This window comes from Pseudomonas donghuensis, assembly GCF_000259195.1.
Classification (GTDB): Bacteria; Pseudomonadota; Gammaproteobacteria; order Pseudomonadales; family Pseudomonadaceae; genus Aquipseudomonas; species Aquipseudomonas donghuensis.
In genome coordinates, this window is record NZ_JH650762.1 from 213133 (window position 1) to 232919 (window position 19787).

18 protein-coding genes are annotated in these 19787 nt (G+C 65.0%); 5 read left to right on the forward strand and 13 right to left on the reverse strand.

The genetic code is table 11. The features are described 5' to 3' along the window. Nucleotides 1–45: 45 nt before the first annotated feature. Nucleotides 46–1263 (forward strand): DUF3422 domain-containing protein, encoded by a 1218-nt coding sequence (locus tag UW3_RS0111285; RefSeq protein ID WP_010222553.1) that lies wholly within the window; start codon nt 46–48, stop codon nt 1261–1263. 19 nt (nt 1264–1282) lie between these two features. Here UW3_RS0111285 and UW3_RS0111290 read toward each other — a convergent pair whose 3' ends face one another. The 3 genes from UW3_RS0111290 to UW3_RS0111300 all read right to left on the reverse strand — a co-directional run bounded on the left by UW3_RS0111290 (nt 1283) and on the right by UW3_RS0111300 (nt 3863). Continuing rightward, nucleotides 1283–1591 (reverse strand): hypothetical protein, encoded by a 309-nt coding sequence (locus UW3_RS0111290; RefSeq protein ID WP_010222554.1) that lies wholly within the window; start codon nt 1589–1591, stop codon nt 1283–1285. A gap of 305 nt (nt 1592–1896) precedes the next feature. Next, on the reverse strand, nt 1897–2334 hold the full coding sequence (locus UW3_RS0111295; protein WP_010222555.1) for a DoxX family protein: 438 nt from the start codon (nt 2332–2334) through the stop codon (nt 1897–1899). Between the two features lie 104 nt (nt 2335–2438). Then, the gene (locus UW3_RS0111300; protein ID WP_010222556.1) at nt 2439–3863 is read right to left on the reverse strand and encodes an MltF family protein; all 1425 of its coding nucleotides are present in this window, start codon (nt 3861–3863) and stop codon (nt 2439–2441) included. Nucleotides 3864–4021: 158 nt separating this feature from the next. Between UW3_RS0111300 and UW3_RS0111305 the strand changes: the two genes are divergently transcribed. The 3 genes from UW3_RS0111305 to UW3_RS0111315 all read left to right on the forward strand — a co-directional run bounded on the left by UW3_RS0111305 (nt 4022) and on the right by UW3_RS0111315 (nt 6832). Continuing rightward, nucleotides 4022–4828, forward strand: a complete 807-nt coding sequence (locus tag UW3_RS0111305; RefSeq protein WP_010222557.1) for a TatD family hydrolase — start codon at nt 4022–4024, stop codon at nt 4826–4828. An 86-nt stretch (nt 4829–4914) separates the two neighbouring features. Then, on the forward strand, nt 4915–6393 hold the full coding sequence (locus tag UW3_RS0111310; RefSeq protein ID WP_010222558.1) for a methyl-accepting chemotaxis protein: 1479 nt from the start codon (nt 4915–4917) through the stop codon (nt 6391–6393). Between the two features lie 76 nt (nt 6394–6469). After that, entirely contained in the window at nt 6470–6832 is a 363-nt protein-coding gene (locus UW3_RS0111315) for an Mpo1-like protein (protein WP_010222559.1), read from the forward strand. Here the strand turns inward: UW3_RS0111315 and UW3_RS0111320 are convergent. The 3 genes from UW3_RS0111320 to UW3_RS0111330 form a co-directional block, all read right to left on the reverse strand. After that, nucleotides 6829–7629 carry an acyl-CoA thioesterase gene (locus UW3_RS0111320; protein WP_010222560.1) on the reverse strand — a complete coding sequence of 267 codons (801 nt, stop codon included), beginning with the start codon at nt 7627–7629 and terminating at the stop codon, nt 6829–6831. The genes UW3_RS0111315 and UW3_RS0111320 overlap by 4 nt on opposite strands. A gap of 82 nt (nt 7630–7711) precedes the next feature. Beyond that, nucleotides 7712–8482 (reverse strand): CHAD domain-containing protein, encoded by a 771-nt coding sequence (locus tag UW3_RS0111325; RefSeq protein WP_010222561.1) that lies wholly within the window; start codon nt 8480–8482, stop codon nt 7712–7714. Nucleotides 8483–8496: 14 nt separating this feature from the next. Then, entirely contained in the window at nt 8497–8775 is a 279-nt protein-coding gene (locus UW3_RS0111330; RefSeq protein ID WP_010222562.1) for a hypothetical protein, read from the reverse strand. Nucleotides 8776–8933: 158 nt separating this feature from the next. Between UW3_RS0111330 and UW3_RS0111335 the strand changes: the two genes are divergently transcribed. Then, the gene (locus UW3_RS0111335; RefSeq protein WP_010222563.1) at nt 8934–9974 is read left to right on the forward strand and encodes a patatin-like phospholipase family protein; all 1041 of its coding nucleotides are present in this window, start codon (nt 8934–8936) and stop codon (nt 9972–9974) included. A gap of 73 nt (nt 9975–10047) precedes the next feature. Here UW3_RS0111335 and UW3_RS0111340 read toward each other — a convergent pair whose 3' ends face one another. The 7 genes from UW3_RS0111340 to UW3_RS0111370 form a co-directional block, all read right to left on the reverse strand. Beyond that, nucleotides 10048–10746 (reverse strand): response regulator, encoded by a 699-nt coding sequence (locus UW3_RS0111340; RefSeq protein WP_010222564.1) that lies wholly within the window; start codon nt 10744–10746, stop codon nt 10048–10050. Beyond that, nucleotides 10743–13397: a sensor histidine kinase gene (locus UW3_RS0111345; RefSeq protein WP_010222565.1), complete on the reverse strand. Its 2655-nt coding sequence runs from the start codon at nt 13395–13397 to the stop codon at nt 10743–10745. The genes UW3_RS0111340 and UW3_RS0111345 overlap by 4 nt, the downstream gene beginning before the upstream one ends. Nucleotides 13398–13412: 15 nt before the next feature. Further along, complete coding sequence (kdpC, locus tag UW3_RS0111350) at nt 13413–13973, reverse strand: potassium-transporting ATPase subunit KdpC (protein WP_010222566.1); 561 nt, start codon at nt 13971–13973, stop codon at nt 13413–13415. Nucleotides 13974–13988: 15 nt separating this feature from the next. Then, nucleotides 13989–16043, reverse strand: a complete 2055-nt coding sequence (gene kdpB / locus UW3_RS0111355; RefSeq protein ID WP_010222567.1) for a potassium-transporting ATPase subunit KdpB — start codon at nt 16041–16043, stop codon at nt 13989–13991. Nucleotides 16044–16053: 10 nt separating this feature from the next. Then, on the reverse strand, nt 16054–17748 hold the full coding sequence (gene kdpA / locus UW3_RS0111360; RefSeq protein WP_010222568.1) for a potassium-transporting ATPase subunit KdpA: 1695 nt from the start codon (nt 17746–17748) through the stop codon (nt 16054–16056). A gap of 8 nt (nt 17749–17756) precedes the next feature. Beyond that, on the reverse strand, nt 17757–17846 hold the full coding sequence (gene kdpF / locus UW3_RS26870; RefSeq protein WP_036995531.1) for a K(+)-transporting ATPase subunit F: 90 nt from the start codon (nt 17844–17846) through the stop codon (nt 17757–17759). Nucleotides 17847–18086: 240 nt separating this feature from the next. Beyond that, nucleotides 18087–19775 carry a putative bifunctional diguanylate cyclase/phosphodiesterase gene (locus tag UW3_RS0111370; RefSeq protein WP_010222569.1) on the reverse strand — a complete coding sequence of 563 codons (1689 nt, stop codon included), beginning with the start codon at nt 19773–19775 and terminating at the stop codon, nt 18087–18089. Nucleotides 19776–19787: the final 12 nt, after the last annotated feature.

Sequence of the window (19787 nt, forward strand, 5' to 3'; positions counted from 1 at the left end):
CCAAAGGGAATCCGCAGACAACCACAACAATACGGTCTGACCCGCATGCACGCCCAACGCACCGCCTTGCACAACGAGTTGCACGCCCGCCCGTCGCTGTACTTCGATGAGCCGGCGCATGTTTTCCACCTGGCGTTTCTCGGCACCGATGCCGATTGCAACGCTCTGCTGCAGCGCTGCTGCGCGAATGCGTTCGAGCCGGACGCCGCGCAGGGCATCACCCAGCTGGACGGCCATCCGTTCAAATGGGAACGCCATGCCGAGTTCTTCACCCTGACGATGGTGGTACCCGCCAGCAGCCGCGAGCTGAACTGGACCACCCTGCCGCCGGCCCTGGCCGCAGGCGTCGAGCCTTACCGCGAGCAGATGATCAACGCGGTGCAGGTACTGGTGCGCGACGAACAGGATCTGGACCTGAGCCGCTACGCGTTCAAGGACCCTTGCGGCTCCTGCGTGGGCGGCGGCGATGCCGTGGTGTGGAGCGATTTTCGCCTGACTGCAGATGGCACCAACCGCTTCCTGTTCATCAACCGCCGGCTCAATGCCTACCGCCAGGGGCGAATGATCCGTCGCCTGCTGGAGATCGAGACCTACCGGATGATGGCCTCATTGTCGTTGACCGTTGCCAAGGCCCTGAGCCCGCAACTTGACGCCTATGACCGCAAGCTGGTCAGCCTGTCGGAACGCAACGTCAGCAGTGACGGCGGCAATGCCAAGGCGCTGCTGGCCGATATCGCCCAACTGTCGCGCCAGGTGGTCGGCAGCACGGTCAAGCACCGCCATCGCTTCAGCGCCACCCAGGCCTATGCGCAACTGGTATTCGAGCGCCTGGGCGAACTGCGTGAAAGCCATGTCGGTGATTGCCAGCGCCTGGGGGTGTTCATCGAGCGGCGGTTCAAGCCCACCGTGCGTTACTGCGCGGTCACCGAACAACGCCTTGAGCACCTGGCCGAGAGCGTGGCCAACCTTGGCGACCTGCTGCAGGCACGGGTGCAGGTCGAGATGGAGGAACAGAACGCCGAGATCTTGCGCAGCCTCAACGCCCGCGCCGACACTCAGATCAAGATCCAGCGGGCGGTCGAAGGGCTTTCGATCATCGCCATCAGCTACTACCTGCTGAGCCTGTTCAAGCTCTTCTATGCCGGCCTGCATACCCTGGGCGCGCAGATCAGCGCACGCGAGGCGTTGTTGGGCATGGCGCCGGTGGTGATGCTGATCATGCTGGTGATCCTGCTACGGATCAGGAAAGCCAAGGCGCATTGACGTTACCGGCCCGGGCGCTTCAAGCCCGGGTGATCAACCCCTGGCGGGCGACGCGGGTCAGGTGGCCGATGACTTCGGCAGCGTCGTCGGCGCTGGGCGACTGGATCACGGCGAGGTCGAAACGGTCGTTGGCGAACTGGCCAAGGGAGTCGCGGCTATCGGCGAACTGGATCAGGAAGGCGGAGTTGCGGCTGTTGCGACGCGGCCAGCCGTCGAGGTAACGCAGAAGGGTTGGCTGATGGCTGCCGCCCAGAAGAATACGCGGCGTGCGCGTGCCCTGGCTGGCGGGCAACGGGGTCAGGCAAACGCTGGAACGTGGACAACTCATGGGGTTAGATCTCCGCCTCGCAAAACCCGCTGGGCTGCGGTGGGAGGCGTCACCGAACCAGCGTTTTAGCGGTATTTGGTGAAACCTCCGAAGAGGTAACCCTGCGCCCCGCAAGTAGCTGTTTAAATCGGCGCAAGTCAGCATCCTAGAGAAGCCGCGGGTGGAATGTCAACGGCCTGGCGACTAAAAAGCCCCGGAAATCCGACATCAAACGGTAGGAGCGGGGTTGCCCCGCGATAGCGTTCTGTCTGCCAGATCGCATCGCGGGGCAAGTCGAGTCAGGCGGCATCACCGCCCCATCCGGATCAGCGCACAATCAATCGATCCAACGACAGTTTCCCCGCCCCCTCAACCAGCACCGCCAGCGTCCCCGCCATCAACGCCAGGGCAAACTCATAGCCATTGTTGGCCATGAACAACCCATTGCCGATATGCACCGAGAAGATCGCCACGATCAGCGTCACGGTCAGCGCCAGTGCCGCTGGCCGTACCAGCAAGCCGATCACCAGGGCCAGGCCGCCGAAGAACTCGGCACCGCCGGACAGCAGCGCCATCAGCAGGCCAGGCGCCAGGCCGAGGCTTTCCATGAACTGCGCGGTCCCCGCCAGGCCGCCGCCGCCAAACAGGCCGAAGAGCTTCTGCGCGCCATGGGCCATGAAGATGATACCGACCAGAATACGGATGATGCTCAGGCCCCAGCTGGCACGGCTGGCAACTACGGCGTTGAGGATGTTGTTGTTCATGAGTGTTCCTTAAGGGGTGTGATGTGTGGTGTTGGGCGCCATATTAATCGAATCAACCAATAGTAAAATCGCAAAATTTACGACATTAAAATCGAATTATTCGATTATTTTTGCCCCACACCTTTACCCCCTTTCGGCTCCAGGGATGCGCGCTCACGGTCGAAGGCCAGGAAGTACTTGTTGACGCTGTTCACATAGCTCACCGGCCCCATGCCCACCTGTTCCATGGCGATGCGCTCGGTCTGGAAGAACCACTGGTTGCCATTGAGCCCACGCCGCCGCGCTTCGGCACGCATCGCCTGAACCCGCTCCGGGCCCAGGTTATAGGCCGCCAGGGTGAACGCCATGCGTTCACGCTCGTTAAGCTGGTTGCTGGAAAAGAACTTGCGCCGGATCAGCGCCATGTAGCGGGCGCTGGCCTGAACATTGCCATCGACATTGGCAATATTGCTCACCCCCACCCGCTGAGCGGCGCTGGGAGTGATCTGCATCAGCCCGTGGGCGCCCCCTGCCCCGCGGGCAGTCGGGTCAAGGGAGGACTCCTTGAAGGCCACCGCAGCCAGGTTCAACCAGTCGATCTTCTGTTCGCGGGCGTGGCGCTGCAGCACCGGACGCAATGCCTCCAGGCGCTTGCGATCAGTGCGTGCCAGGGGATTGTGGACCCGGTACAGACGCCGGTAGATCCGCTCAAACGCTGCATCCTGATTGGCCGGCGCCTTGTAGCCCTGAAGAAAGCGATCGACGCTGGCGTGCAGCATTACCGCGTCACGGCGCACGTACCAGCGCATGGCCTCGGGGCTGGCCACATGCAGTTTGCGCTCGACCCGCAGCTTGGGCATGACCTTGGCCCAGCGTTCGGCAATCGGCTGCTCGACCACGGTCAGGTGAAAAATCCCGGCCTGGACCATCTCCAGCACATCTTCGACCGCCAGCGTCGGGTCGACCCACTCGACCTTGATCGGCGCCAGCTTACGCAGGGCCAGCTTCTGGTTGATCTCATGCAGGGTGTCGCCGGCGGCACTTGAGCTGGTCAGTGCCAAGGTGCGCCCGGACAGTTGCTCGACGCGCTGGAAACTGCGCTCGCCCTTGCGCCCGACCAGCACCAGGGGCACCTTGTCGACCACCGGATCACTGGCACTGAGGCCGCGGGTGGAGGTTGGATCGACCAGTTCGCCCGGTGCCACCAGGTCGGCTTCGCCGCGCTGCAAGGCGGCCAGCAGCTGTTCCTTGGCGCGGGGGATGATCTTCAGGCGGATTTCCTCGCCATCGCGGGCGCGGGCGTTGAGGTAGTGCTCAAAAGCACGCAGGCGGTGGTGCTCGACGCCCACCGGTTCGCCCTTGACTTCGCCGGAGCTGTTGCGGCTCTGGTTGACCAGCACTTTCAGCACCCGGCTGCTGCGAATCTGCGCCAGGTCGCGCACCGGGGTCTTGGGCACCGCCTGTTGCGGGCCGGTCAGACGCGCGCTGGCCGGCCCTGCCGTCAGCAGCGAGAAGCTCAGCACGATCAACAAAAACAGCGCTCGGGTCATCCGTTGCGAGGTCCGCGCGTGTGGGGTTGGCGCCATAGTTTGCAGTCGTTCCATGACAGTTGACCGCAAAAGACCACGACAACTCGTTGAAGTTCTTGGCTTTATCGATTTTCGTCGAGCTTTGTTATGCTGGCCGGCCCCCGGCCTGAGGTAGCACCATGCAACTCATCGACATCGGCGTCAATCTGACCAACCCAAGTTTTGCCGACAAACACCCGGCAATTCTCGAACGCGCCGAGGCCGCCGGGGTGGTGCAGATGATGGTCACCGGCACCAGCCTTGCGGGCAGCGAACAGGCCCTTGAGCTGTGCCAGCAGTTGGATGAAGGCGCCCAGCGCCTGTTCAGCACCGCCGGGGTTCACCCCCATGACGCCAGCAGTTGGAGCACCGACAGCAACCGCCAGCTGCGCGCCTTGCTTGAGCAGCCGCGGGTGCAGGCCGTGGGTGAATGCGGGCTGGATTTCAACCGCGATTTCTCGCCGCGCCCGCAACAGGAAAAAGCCCTGGAAGAACAGCTGGCCCTGGCGGTGGAACTGCAGATGCCGGTGTTTCTTCACGAACGTGACGCCAGCGAACGCCTGCTGGCGATCCTCAAGGATTTTCGTGACCGCCTGCCAGCGGCGGTGGTGCACTGCTTTACCGGCGAGCGTGCGGCGCTGTTCGGCTACCTCGACCTGGACCTGCACATCGGCATCACCGGCTGGATCTGCGACGAGCGGCGCGGCACCCACCTGCACCCGCTGGTCAGCAGCATCCCCCAGGGCCGGCTGATGCTCGAAAGCGACGCGCCCTACCTGCTGCCACGCAGCCTGCGGCCCAAGCCGAAAAGCGGGCGCAACGAACCGGCGTTCCTGACCGAAGTGCTGCGGGAAGTGGCCCTGCACCGTGGCGAAAGCGCCGAGCAGCTGGCAGCCCACAGCACCGCCACTGCCCGCGCCTTCTTTAACCTGCCCGCGATTATTTGACGCATATCAAAACGTCTTGATGATCGACTGGGCACAATGATGGCACCTTGCCAACAATGTTTCCGCTCAATCAGAGAAGACCTACCATGGGTGCCTGGCTTAGCAATATCTCCCTGAAGTACAAGTTCTGGGCCGTGAATGCGGTTGCCTTTGTCACCACGCTGTTTCTGGTGCTGTATGCCGTGCACCTTGAACAGCAGGCCCGGGCCCAGAGTGCACAAAGCAAAGCCCAGGCCCAGGCGCAGCTACTGGCGGCCTGGCCAGCCGGGCAACCCCTGCCGAGCAACGCGCTGTGGCTGACGTACACCCCCGGCCAGGCGCCGCAGTTCGAAGGGCACAGCCTCGATGCGCTGGCCTCGGCCCAAGGCTGGGTCGAGCTCGAAGGCATGCCGTTGCTGGGTGACAATCCGCTGGCCGGCGCCCAGGTCATCAGCCACGGCGATCAGCAGATCGCCGTGCTCGCGCCCTCCCCCAGCCTGATCCAGGTATTCACCGACCGCTTCACCAATTACGCCGTGTGCGTACTGATCCTGATGTTGGCGATGCTCTGCGCCTCGCAACTGCTGATCCGCTTCCTGCTCAGCCAGCTCAACACCCTCAAGGACGTGATGCTGCACGTGGAAAAAACCGGCGACCTGTCAGCCCGCGTGCCCCTGGCCTGTGGTGATGAAGTCGGACAGATGGCCAGCGCCTTCAATGCCATGCAGACCACCTACCACCGGGTGGTCAACACCGTGGCGCGCACCGCCGCGCAACTGGATTCCGGCGCCGCGCGCCTGGCCGCGAGCATGAACGACGTGCGTCACGGCATGCTCGGCCAGCAGAGCGAAACCGACCAGGCCGCCACCGCCATCAACGAAATGACCGCCACGGTCTATCACATCGCCCAGCACGCCGGCGCCACCCGCGACCTGTCGCAGAGCGCCGACACCCTGGCCGGCAGCGGCCAGGAAGTGGTCAGCCGGGTACAGACCTCGATTGCCGGGCTGTCCAGCGGCGTACAACAGACCGCCGAAATGATCCGCCAGCTGGCCGACGACAGCCAGAAGATCAACGGCGTGGTCGGGGTGATTCACAGCATCGCCGAGCAGACCAACCTGCTGGCACTCAACGCCGCCATCGAGGCGGCCCGGGCCGGCGATCTGGGCCGTGGCTTTGCGGTGGTCGCCGACGAGGTACGCAACCTGGCCAAACGGGTACAGGCCTCTACCGACGAAATCACCACCATGGTCTCGGCCCTGCAGGCCGGTACCCGCGACGCCGTGGACTTCATGCAGGAAAGCTCGTTCAAGGCCGACGACTGTGTGCAACAGGCCCAGGAAGCCGGCGCCGCCCTGGCGGAGATCACCAGCGCGGTGGCGCAGATGCGTGAGAGCAATACACAGATTGCCGTGGCCGCCGAGCAGCAGAGCCAGGTGGCCGAGGAAATGAACCGGGCGGTGGTGAGCATCCGCGACGTCACCGAAGAGACCGTGCAGCAGACCGTTGACTCGGCCACCACCAGCAGCGAACTGGCGACCCTGGCCGGCGAGTTGAACAAGGCCATCGGCCAGCTCAAGCTATAGGCGTCATAGCAGCCATCGATTGGCCCCTTTGCCGGGGCCGCACTATTCTTCAGGCAAGCCCCTGAGGAACATTTCCATGAGTAAACGCCTGCCCAACCTGCCCGCCTGGCAATGGCGTGGCTACCACCACAACCACCGCAACCCGACCAACCTGGTGCTGCACCTGATTGCCGTGCCGCTGTTCATCCTCGGCGTGTTGCTGGTGCTCTCGGGGCTGTTCTCGCTGGACCTTGGGCAACTGGCCGTGGGCATCATCGCCCTGATCGCCGGGCTCGGTCTACAGCGCCAGGGGCACCGCCTGGAAGCCGAACAACCCGAGCCGTTCGCCGACCGCAAGGATGCCATTGGCCGCCTGCTGGTCGAGCAGTTCATCACCTTTCCGCGCTTCGTGCTCAGCGGTGCCTGGTGGCGTGCCTGGCGCCAGCGTCATCGCCGTTAAGCGAACACCGACACCGTCTGGCGACTGATTGCCAGCAACTCGCCAGAAGCGCTCCATAGCGCGGCCGAGGCATGCCCGTAACCATCGCGGGCGTGGTCGATCTGCGCACAGTACCGGCACCAGTCCAGGGTGCTCAGGCTCGGCACCGGCTGCACGAACTCGATGGTCCAGGTCAGGGTGCTGCCCGCCGCCGGTTTGCTCAGGTAAGGCAACAAGGTCGGCGGCCAGGCATCGACCAGCGCCAGCAGGTGCGCCTCACTGACCGGCTCATCCTTGACGTCACCGCGCAGGCGTACCCAACCGCCCATACTGCGCGATGGCGTGTTGCTGAACGGCAAGCCGCCCACCGCCCAGCGCAGGGCCAGGTGGCGCATGAACTCCGGCGTGATCCCCTTGATGTAAGGCAGCTCGGGCGCGGCCTCCTGCAGGCTTTTCATTTCGACCGCCGGCAAGGCCGGAACATCGACGACCGAGTCACGCCCGGCACCAAAGCTGCCCTGGATCAGCGTCACCACTTGACCGTTCTGAGTGGCCCGGCCTAACAGCGAACTGACGGCCTTGCCCTCGCGCAGCAGCTCGACGTCGAAGCTGATCGGCACTTCGGGCTCGGCCGGGCCGACAAAGGTAATGGCCAGGGAACGCACTGGACGCCCCGGCGAAGTCTTGGCCAGCATGGCCTCGTACACCAGGGCAGCCATCAGCCCGCCAAAACAGGCACGGCCCTGGGCCCAGCTTGAATCAATGGTCACCGCCTGGGGATGCTGGCGGACCGCCGTGAGCAATTGCGAAAAGTTCATGACGACCTCAGCGATCAGAAAAAAATTGATCTTAACCAGACAGCAGCCGGTCTACAGCACGCATTTCGGCCATTTCAGCGGGCTATCGCTGCGCAAGCCGCACCTGCAGGCGTTCCAGGGTGGCATCGGCGCGTTGCTCGGCCATGGTCTGCTGCGTTTGCCAGTGGCTGACACACGGGGCCAGGTCGGGTTGCTGCTCGGCTTGCAGCAGCCACTGCAGCAGGTCGTGCCAGGTGCCCAGGTCACCCTGGGCACGCTTGAGGGCCTTTTGCAGGCGGGGGTTGGAGTGCTGCAACTGCGGATAGGCTTCAGCCGCGTAGCGCACCCGCTTGATCAGCAGGCGCAGGCGATGGCGGTCGTGGGCGGGATCGTCAAGGGCCTCACGCAGTTGCTTCCACTGTTTTCCCAGGCGTCTGTCGATGCGCTGTTGCAGGCGCCGGATCAGGCCCTGGCGCTGCGCTGCGCGCAAGAACACCGGGAAAGCGTCGACGATTGCCAGCAGGCGCGCCAGCTCGGGGCTGGCGGCGACATTGGCGAAGGTTTGCCTGCGGTGCGCCAGGCGCGATTGCGCAGCGGCCGTCTGCTGTCGCTCGAACAACTGCGCGGCCAGCACCTCACGGTCACGCAGTGGTGTGGTCAGGGTACCCAGCGCCTGGGCAGCCGCTTCCAGCTGGTCGACGCCAGGCAATTCGCGCAGCGGCCGCAGCAGGCTGCGCAAGCGCCGCACGCCGATGCGCAGGTCGTGCAGCGCCTCGCTGTCGGTATCGGCAGCCAGACGTGCCTGGCACGCCAGCAGACGCACCTGCAGGCTCAGTACCTGGGCAATGACATGGTCAAGCATGGCCGACGACATGGTCTACTCCTGTATCAGCGCCCGGCGCGGGATTCGCGAATGTAGAAGCGGGCTTTCTGAGCCTTCCTGCTGCAGCCTTCGAACGCTTCGAACTGCTGCTGGGTCTTGGCCCCGGTCAACAGCGACAACGCCTTGGAGTAGCTGACGGTACCGGCGAAGCCTTCGGCCTTGGCCAGGTCGAGTTCCTTCCAGGCCGCGTCCAGCTGATTGGCGCAGCTGTCGCGGTAGGCCGTCTTGCCAGCGCAACCGGTCAGGACCAGGGCAATCAAGGGCAGGCAAATCCAGGCTTTCATCGGCAATTCCTCAAAAGAAAAAGTTCAGGGTGGCGACTTCGACGGCAAACAGTGAGAAAAGTGCCCTATTCAGCGTAGCGCAGCGCCGCTGACGATTGAAGCACAGACACAATTGGGCGCATTGTTAGACCATGGAAGCAGAACACCGGGGAAGCATCATGAAAAAGCGCGTCGCACTGGTTCTGGGCTCAGGCGGGGCTCGGGGCTATGCACACATCGGCGTGATCGAGGAAATCGAGCGCCGCGGCTACGACATCGCCTGCATCGCCGGGTGCTCCATGGGTGCGGTAATCGGCGGTATTTACGCCGCCGGCAAACTCGATCAATACCGCAACTGGATCGAGAGCCTGGACTACCTGGACGTGCTGCGCCTGGTGGACGTGAGCTTTCGCCTGGGGGCGATACGCGGTGAGAAAGTCTTCGGACAGATTCGCAAGATCGTCGGCGAGGTCAATATCGAAGACCTGCGCATCCCCTACACGGCAGTCGCCACCGACCTGACCAACCAGCAGGAAATCTGGTTCCAGGAGGGCTGCCTGCACCAGGCCATGCGTGCCTCGGCGGCGATTCCCAGCCTGTTCACGCCGGTGGTGCAAGGCAACCGCATGCTGGTCGATGGCGGCATCCTCAACCCTTTGCCGATCATCCCGGTGGTCTCCAGCCACTGCGACCTGATCATCGCCGTGAACCTCAACTCGACCAACCAGAGGCAATACCAGTTACCGGTGATCGAACGCCCGGCAGCGTTCAAGTTGCGCTTTGACAGCCTGATCAACTCGCTGGGCTCGCACCTGCCGTTCCGGCGCAAACCGGCCGAGCAATTGATGCGCATCGAGCAGGAGCTGCAACCTGAGGCGGCGCAGATTCCCAACCCCTGGCTCAGCGACGCGGCCGCCCCCGAAGCCCAGCAACCGGCTGCGGCGCCGGAGGCTGACGGCGCGCCGAAATCGGCGACCGGCTCGTTCATCATCGACAACGTCGGGCCAGCCTCCCTGCTGGACTTGATCAACCAGAGCTTCGAGGTGATGCAGACGTCACTTGCCCAGTACAAGATTGCCGGGTATCCGCCGGACGTGCTGATCAACGTGCCCAAGCGAGTGTGCCGGTTCTTCGAGTTCTACAAGGCGCCGGAGCTGATTGCCCTGGGCCGGGAAATTGCGCGCGATACGCTGGATAACTATGAGGCGGAGCGGCGTTGACGGCTAACAGCATCGCGGGGCAAGCCCGCTCCTACATTTGCTGTGGGAGCGGGCTTGCCCCGCGATAGGGCCCTTAATTCTGCTCCGGACCGATCAGCCTGTACCCCACCCCAGGCTCAGTCACGATAAACCGCGGCGCCGTCGGGTCATCGCCGAGCTTCTGGCGCACATGGGCGACGACGATGCGCAGGTAGTGGCTGTCATCGACGTGGGTCGGCCCCCAGATATCCTTGAGCAGTTGCTGCTGGGTGATCACCCGCCCCGGATGGCTGGCCAGCTGCGCCAATAGCGCATATTCCTTGCGGGTCAGCGCCACCTCGATACCGTCCAGGGTCACCCGGCGAAACGCCAGGTCGACGGTCAAGGGCCCGAAGCTCAGCGCCGATGCGGTGGCTGTCGCCTGCGGCGCCTGGCGCAGCAAGGCCCGCACCCGGGCAAGAAACTCCTGGATGCCGAAGGGCTTGGTCACGTAGTCGTTGGCACCGCTGTCCAGCGCCTCGACCTTCTGGATTTCACTGGCCCGCACCGACAGCACCAGTACCGGCACCGCACTCCACTCGCGCAGTTCACGCAGCACCTGCTGGCCGTCCATGTCCGGCAGGCCAAGATCGAGCACCACCAGGTCGGGGCGCGCCAATGCCGCCTGGGTCAAACCTTCGGCACCGGTAGCGGCCTCCACCACCTTGTAGCCCTGGGAACTCAGGCTGATACGCAGGAACTTGCGGATTTGCGGCTCGTCATCGATGACCAGCAGGGTCGCGCTTTGGCTCATGGGGCTTCGCTTTCAGGCTCGGGTTGGGTCGGCAGCGGCAAGCATAGAGTGATGCAGGTGCCCTTGCCATCGATACCATCGCCCACGCGGATATGCCCGCCATGGGCGCCGATCATGCCCTGGCAGATCGCCAGGCCCAGCCCCGTGCCCTGCCCGCCCCGGTCACCGCGGGCAGCGGTGTAGAACATGTCGAAAATCCGCTCGCGATCGGCCTCGGGAATACCCGGCCCTTCATCGCTGACGGCAAAGCACAACAACTCGCCCTCAGTGCTGACCTGAAGCGCCAGCCGCCCAGCCGCCGGAGAAAAACGTGCAGCGTTCTCCAGCACATTGATCAGCGCCTGCTCGATCAACGCGGCGTGAACGAACAACAACGGCAAGTCGGCCGGCACCTCGGTGCGCAGTTGCAACGGCGCCAGCACCACCCGCAGGCGGTTCAGGGCACTGCCGACAATGTCGGTGGGCGCCACCCAGTCGCGCGCCAGCTTCAAGCCGCCATGGCCCAGGCGGGTCATGTCGAGCAGGTTCTGGATGTAGCGATCCAGGCGTTCGGCTTCGTTGCGGGTGCCTTCGAGCAACTCCTGGCGATCGGCCTTGGGGATCGCCTCACCGAGGGCCAGCAGGCTGTCGATGCTGCCGCGCATGGCGGTCAGCGGCGTGCGCAGGTCGTGGGACACCGAGGCCAGCAAGGCGCTGCGCAGCTGTTCGGTTTCGCCATGCAAACGGGCCGACTCAAGCTGCTCGGCCAATCGCGCCCGGGCCAGGGCCTGGGCCAGCGGCTGGCTCAGGGCCTTGAGCAGGCGGCAATGCTGGGCCGTCAGTTGCTGGCCCTTGCGCGGTCGCACGCCGAGCAGCGCCAGGCGTGCCTCGTCCACCGACAGCGGCCACCACCACCAGCGGCCATTGGGCAAGGTATCGCTGCCCTGGCCCGCCGCCTGGTCGTGCTGCCAGGCCCAGTCGGCGGCGGCACGCTCATTGTCGCTGAACTGCAGGTCGCCGCCACTGGCCACCTGCAGTCGACCCTCGGCATCGCGTTCGAGCAGGCACACCTGCAGGTCCTGCCAGCCATCCAGGTGTTGGCCGGCGGCGGTGAACACCGCCTGGCGGTCGGTGGCGGCGGTGAGCTTGCGCGACAGCTCAAGCAACTGGCTGGTCTGCTCCTGGGTTTCGCGCAGGGCCTGCAACTGCCGGCGCTGGCGTGCGGCGAGGTTACCGGTGAGCGCTGCCATCAACAGGAAGAACAGCGAGGTCAGTACGTCTTCTTCACGTTGGATGCTGAAAGAGAACGTCGGCGGAATGAACAAAAAGTCGTAGGCCAGGAACGACATCACCGCACAGGCCAGCGCCGGGCCCAGGCTACTGCGTACCGCCACCAGCAACACCGCGGCGAGAAACACCAGAGAGATGTTCGGCAAGGCCAGCACGCTGGCCACCGCCCAGGCCAGGCCGGACGCCAACAGGGTGGCGGCCAGGGCCAACAGGTAATGGCGCCAGACCCAGACCTTTTTCACCGCTGCACTGGGCGGTTCGGGCTGGGTGTCGCGGTCGAGCACGTTGATTTCCAGGCCATGGGCATCACGCAGCAAGCGCGTCGCCACCCCGGCGCCGAACAGCCGCCGGCGCAGGCGATCGCGTGACTGGCCGACCAGCACCAGGCTCGCGCGCCGTTCCAGGGCATGCTGGATCAGGGTCCTGGCCACCTCGCCGGCGCGCAACAGCACCACTTCGCCACCCAGGCGTTCGGCCAGTTGCTGGGCCGCCTGCAAGCGCTGACGTGCGGTTTCGTCGCGCAGCCGGCCGTTGTCGACGTGCACCAGGGTCCAGGGCAGATGGCGGCGCTGGGCGACACGGCTGGCATGCCGCACCAGGCGCTCGGCCTGGGCATCGCCATCGACGCCGACCAGCAAGCGACCGCGCAAGGCCGGGGCGTCCTGGCCAAGCTGGCGGTAACCGTGGGCCAGGTCCGCATCGACCTGGGCCGCCGCTGTCTGCATGGCCAACTCGCGCAAGGCGGTCAGGTTGGTTTGGGAAAAAAACGCATCGATCGCCGCCCGCGCCTGCTCCGGCACATACACCTTGCCTTCGCGCAGGCGCTCAAGCAGCTCGCGCGGCGGCAGGTCGATCAGCACCAGTTCGAAGGCTTCCTGCAGCACCCAGTCCGGCAGGGTTTCACGCACCTGCACGCCCGTGATGCCGCGCACCTGGTCGTTGAGGCTTTCCAGGTGCTGGACGTTGACCGTGGTGTAGACGTCGATGCCGGCGGCGAGCAACTCCTGGACATCCTGCCAGCGCTTGGCGTGGCGGCTGCCAGGAGCGTTACTGTGGGCCAGCTCGTCGACCAGCACCAGTTGCGGGCGGGCCTTGAGCAGGCTGTCGAGGTCCATTTCTTCCAGCAGCATGCCGCGGTATTCGCTGCGCAGCAGTGGCTGCTGGGGCAAGCCGCCGAGCAGCGCTTCGGTCTCGGCGCGGCCATGGGTCTCGACCACTGCGGCCAGCAGCGCCACCCCCTGGCGCAACTGGGCATGGGCGGCCTGGAGCATGGCGTAGGTCTTGCCTACCCCGGGCGCCGCGCCCAGAAACACCTTGAGCCGGCCGCGCCCTTCGCGCGGCAGCCCAGCCAACAACGCATCTGCGCGTTCGGAATTGCTCATGCTCACTGCCTGTCCTTATTTCGACGCCGGTGCCAGCCGCTCAAGGGCGCTGTTCAGGGCCAGCACATTGACCACCGGCGGGCCGATCAAGGGATGCAGGGTGGACTGCTCGACCAGCAGTTGCAAGGCCTCGGGCGCAACCTTGCGCGCCGCCGCCACCCGCGGCAGCTGGTAGGCCACCGCCGCAGGCGACAGGTGCGGGTCCAGGCCGCTGCCGGAGGTGGTCAGCAAGGCCAGCGGCACGGGCCCCTGCGCTTCGATGTACAGCTGCGCGGCGCTGCTCTTGACCCGCTCGGCCAACGCCGGATTGCTCGGTGCCAGGTTGCTGGCGCTACTGGCTACCGTGGCGTAGTCGCCCGCCGAAGGCCGCGACTGGAACCAGGCGTCGCCCTCGAAGCGTTGCGCGATCAACTGCGAGCCGCGCACCTGGCCCTGCCCGTCGCGCAGCAGGCTGCCATTGGCCTGGTCGGGGAAGGCCACTTGGGCGATGCCGGTGACCACCAGCGGGTACACCGCGCCGGTGATCAGGGTCATCAACAGGATCAGGCTCAGGGCCGGACGAATATGGGTAGTCATGGTCATCTCCTTGGTTCAGACCAGCTTCAGGGCGGTGAGCAACAGGTCGATCAGCTTGATCCCGGCGAACGGCACGATCAGCCCGCCCAGGCCATAGATCAGCAGGTTGCGACGCAGCAGGTGGGCGGCGCTGGCGGCCTGCACCCGCACCCCGCGCAGGGCCAGCGGGATCAGCACGACGATGATCAGGGCATTGAAGACGATTGCCGAGAGGATCGCGCTCTGCGGGCTGCTCAGGTGCATCAGGTTGAGCACGCCCAGTTGCGGGTAGATCGCCGCGAACAAGGCCGGGAGGATGGCGAAGTACTTGGCTACGTCGTTGGCAATCGAGAAGGTGGTCAACGCACCACGGGTCACCAGCAACTCCTTGCCGACCTGGACCACATCCAGCAGCTTGGTCGGGTCGCTGTCCAGGTCGACCATGTTGGCTGCCTCGCGGGCTGCCTGGGTGCCGTCGTTCATGGCCATGCCGACATCGGCCTGGGCCAGCGCCGGGGCATCGTTGGCGCCGTCACCGCACATGGCCACCAGACGGCCGTCGTTCTGTTCCTGGCGGATGCGCGCCAGCTTCTTCTCCGGGGTGGCTTCGGCGAGCACGTCATCGACCCCGGCTTCGGCGGCAATCGCCGCAGCGGTCAGCGGGTTGTCGCCGGTGACCATCACCGTGCGGATGCCCAGCTTGCGCAGCTCGGCAAAGCGCTCGCGGATGCCCGGCTTGACCACGTCCTTGAGGTGGATCACGCCGAGCAGGCGCTTGTCGAGGCACACCAGCAGCGGCGTGCCACCGCTCTGGGCAATCTTGTCCACTTCCCGGGCCAATGACGCCGGCATTTCCAGGCGTTGCATGCCGACGAAGGCCAGCACCGAGTCCACCGCGCCCTTGCGATAGCGACGTTGCTGATAGTCGATGCCGGACAGCCGGGTTTCGGCGCTGAAGGCCACGGGCGTGAGCTGATCGGCAGTCGGTTCGGTGAAATCATGCAACTGGCGCAGGTACTCGACAATCGACTTGCCTTCGGCAGTGTCGTCGGCCAGCGACGCCAGCAAGGCGCCCTCGCCCAACTCCCGCGCGGTAACGCCGGGCGCCGCATGCAGGGCGCTGCAGCGGCGGTTGCCGAAGGTGATGGTGCCGGTCTTGTCGAGCATCAGCACATGCACATCACCGGCAGCCTCTACCGCACGACCGGAGCGGGCGATCACATTCAGGCGCACCAGGCGGTCCATGCCCGCGATACCGATGGCCGACAACAGGCCGCCGATGGTGGTCGGGATCAAGGTCACCAGCAGCGCCACCAGGAACACCAGCGGGATGCTGCCACCGGCAAAATGGGCGAACGGCTGCAGGGTCACCACGACCACCAGAAAGATCAGGGTCAGGCCGATCAGCAGGATGTCCAGGGCGATCTCGTTGGGAGTCTTCTGCCGTTTGGCGCCTTCGACCAGGGCGATCATGCGGTCCAGGGTCGACTCGCCGGGGTTGCTGGTGATGCTGATCAGCAACCAGTCGGAGACCAGCCGGGTGTTGCCGGTGACCGCCGAACGATCACCGCCGGACTCGCGGATTACCGGCGCGGATTCACCGGTAATCGCCGCCTCGTTGACCGCGGCGATACCTTCAAGCACCTCGCCGTCGCCAGGGATCATCTCCCCGGCCGAGACCTTGACCACATCGCCCTTGCGCAGGCTGGTGGCCGGGACAATCTCGAAGCTGCCCGAGGCCGTACGGCGACGGGCACTGAGGCCCTGGCTGCCGGCCTTGAGGCTGTCGGCGCGGGCCTTGCCACGGCCCTCGGCGAGGGCTTCGGCGAAGTTGGCAAACAGCACCGTGAACCACAGCCACAGGGCGATCTGCAACGCCACGCCAGTGGGCACGCGGCTGTCAGGCAGCAAACACAGCAAGGTGGTGAAGATCGCGGTCAGTTCCACCACCAGCATCACCGGCGAGCGCTTGAGTTGGCGCGGGTCGAGCTTGACGAAGGCCTGTACCAGCGCCGGGCGCCACAGGGCGGCAACGGTGGTGCGCGCAGCTTCGGCGGCCTGCACCTTTACTTCGGGAATCGGCATATTCATCAGTTGTTCCTCACAAGCCCAGGCTCAGGTATTCGGTCACCGGCCCCAGGGCCAGGGCCGGCAGGAAGGTCAGGCCACCGACCAGCAGGATGGTCACCACCAGCAAGGTGACGAACAGCGGGCCGTGGGTCGGGAAGCTGTTCTGCCCCACCGGTGCGGACTTTTTCAGTGCCAGGCTGCCAGCCAGGGCCAGCACCGGCAGGATGTAGCCGAAGCGGCCGATCAGCATGCCCAGGCCGATCATCACGTTGTGGAAGGTGGTGTTGGCACCCAGGCCGGCGAATGCCGAACCGTTGTTGGCGCTGGCCGAGGTGTAGGCATACAGCAGTTGGCTGAAGCCATGGGCACCGGGGTTGCTGATCGCTGCCGCAGGTCCCGGCAGGCTGGCTGCCAGGGCGCCGAGCACCAGCACGCCGACCGGCATCACCAGCAAGGTCGCCACCAGCAATTGCACTTCCCGCGCCTGCAGTTTCTTGCCCAGGTATTCCGGGGTGCGGCCAATCATCAGGCCGGCGAGGAACACGGCGATCAACACGTTGAGCAGCATGCCGTAGAGCCCGGCACCAACGCCGCCGAAGATCACCTCGCCGACCATCATGTTGACCAGCGCAACCATGCCACTGAGCGGGTTGAGGCTGTCGTGCATGTTGTTCACCGAGCCGTTGGAGGCGGCGGTGGTGGTCACCGTCCAGAGCACGCTGGCAGTGGTGCCGAAACGGCTTTCCTTGCCTTCCAGCGGCGCGCTCTGTTCAACCAGCGGGCTGCTCAGCGCCGGGTTGGCCTGGTGCTCGCTCCACAGCGCGGTGCCGCCACCGATCAAGAACAACGCGAGCATGCCGGCGATGATCGCCCGGCTCTGGCGCATGTCCTTGACGTAATGGCCAAAGGTGAACACCAGGGCCACCGGGATGAGGATGATCGAAGCCACCTCGAACAGGTTGCTCCAGGCCGTCGGGTTCTCGAACGGGTGCGCCGAGTTGACGCCGAAGAAGCCGCCGCCGTTGGTGCCCAGTTGCTTGATCGCGATCTGGCTGGCGGCCGGGCCCAGCGGGATGGTCTGGTCGGCGCCCTGCAAGGTCAGTGCATGCACGTAATCGGCGAAGGTCTGCGGCACGCCCTGCCATACCAGCAGCAAGGCCAGCACCAGGCACAGCGGCAACAGGCCGTAAAGCGTGGCGCGGGTCATGTCGACCCAGAAGTTGCCCAGGGTCTTGGCCGAGCGACGGGCGATGCCGCGGCACAGCGCGACCAGCACCGCCAGGCCGGTGGCGGCGCTGACAAAGTTCTGCACGGTCAGGCCGAGCATCTGGCTCAGGTAACTGACCGAAGCCTCACCGCTGTAGGACTGCCAGTTGGTGTTGGTGACAAAGCTCACCGCGGTGTTGAATGCCAGCGACCACTCCTGCCCCGCCAGGTGCTGCGGGTTGAGCGGCAGGTAGCCTTGCAACTGCAGCACCGTGAACACCAGCACGAAGCCGGCGAGGTTGAAGGCCAGCAGGGCCAGGGTGTATTGCTGCCAGCTCTGCTCCTTGTTCGCGTCGACCCCGGCCAGCCGGTAGCAGCCACGCTCGAGCGGCCCGAGCAGTGTCGACAGCCAGGTACGCTGGCCCTCCATCACCTTGAAATAGAAACGCCCGAGCAAGGGTGCCGGGAGCAGTACCAGCGCAAAGAACGCCAGCAGCAACACGTAATCGTAACTGTGCATGGTCGCTCCTAGCCCCGATCGGCGCGCAGCAGCACGACCAGCAGGTAGATCATCAAGGCCACTGCCAACAGCAGTGACACCCCGTCCAGAATGCTCATGAAAACTCTCCGTCCTTACGGCACGCGCCGCTGACGGTCATTGTCGGCAGAGTGGCTGTAAAGGGACGAGACCAAGAGCCCGGGGCGGGCATAAAGAATGCGTAAATAACGCCGCCCACCTGTAGGAGCGGGCTTGCACCGCGATGAGGCCAGTACTGTCAGTAGATCCGGCGTCGCCTGGGTTGCGACCGCTGCGCGCTCGATCGCGGGGCAAGGCCCGCTCCCACAGAAGGCCCGCGCCTACAGGGGTCTCCACTCAAGAGGCTGCTGGTAATTGGCAACCCAGTCGACCACCTGCTCGGCCGGCATTGGCCGGGCGATGCAGTAGCCCTGGGCGATGTCGCAACCCAGGCCCATCAGCAACTGACCATGCTCGACCGTCTCCAGGCCCTCGGCGATCACCTGGCGGCCAAAAGCCCGGGCCAGACCGATCACGGCGCGGGTCAGGGCCAGGTCGTCCTGGTCGTGGAGGATGTCGCGGACGAACGACTTGTCGATCTTGATGGTGCGCGTCGGCAGGCGCTTGAGGTAACTGAGCGACGAATAGCCGGTGCCAAAATCATCCAGCGAGAATTGCACGCCCAGGCGCTGGCAGGCCTCCAGGCACTGGCTGACGCGCTGGATATTTTCAATCGCCACCGACTCGACGATCTCCAGGTCGAGCATCGCCGGTGCGACGGCCGGATGACGGTTCAGCGACAACTGCAGGCGCTCGACAAAGTCGTCACGCTGCACATGGCGGGCAGCAATATTGACGCTGACCGGCCATTGATACCCCAGCGCTTGCCATCGCTGCATCTGGTTCATGGCCTGGTCGATGACCCATTCGCCGATCTCGACGATCAGGTCGGTCTGTTCGACCTGCGGCAGGAAGTCAGCGGGCATCACCAGCCCCTTGCCCGGGTGCTGCCAACGCAGCAGTGCTTCAAAGCCGATCACCGCGCCGTTGTGCATGTTGACCTTGGGTTGGTAATGCAGGCACAGCTCGCCCATGTACAAGGCCTGGCGCAGGCGCGCCACGGTCTGGTGGGTGGCCTTGACCTCCCGGTCGAGCGACACGTCGAACAGGTGGAAGCGATTGCGCCCACTCTGCTTGGCCACGTACAGGGCCTGGTCGGCGTGGCGCACCAGGGTGTCGGTGTCCTCGTTGTCCTGAGGGAACAAGGTCACGCCGATACTGGCGCTGACGCGGATATCCTGGTCGCGGATCTGGTACGGCGCTGCTATCGCGATCAGCACCCGGTCGAGCGCCGCCTGCAAATGCGCAGGGTTCTGCACATGGCGCAGGATCAGCACGAACTCGTCGCCCGACAACCGCGCCACGGCATCGCCGCCGCGCAAGATGCCCTTCAGGCGCGTGGCCACTTCGACCAGCAGAAGATCGCCGCTGGCATGCCCGTAGCCGTCGTTGACCGCCTTGAAGCCATCCAGATCGAGCATGCACACCGCCAGCGGAATGTCCTCGTTGCGCGAGTACTCCAGGGCCTGGTTGAGCAGGTCGGACAGATAAGCGCGATTGGGCAGGCCGGTGAGTACATCGTGGCCCACGCGCCATTGCAGGGTATGCAACAACTGGCGCTTCTCGGTGACATCGAAGCGGATCGAAACGTACTTGCGCACCTGGCCGCTGCCCGGGTCGATCAGCGGCACCATGGTGCTGTCGACCCAGTACAACGAGCCGTCCTTGGCACGGTTGCAGATCTCGCCCTTCCAGACCCTGCCGGCGACCAGCGCGCGCCACATGTCGACGAAAAATTCCGGCCCGTGCAGGCCGGAGTTGAGGATCCGGTGATTGGCCCCGAGCAGTTCCTCGCGGCTGTAGCCGGAGATGCTGCAGAACTGCTCGTTGACGTAAGTGATCCGGCCACTGAGGTCGGTTTCGGAAAAGATCGCGGCGGCATCGACGGCCGTGCGGTAGTTATCGTCCATGAATTCCTCTGC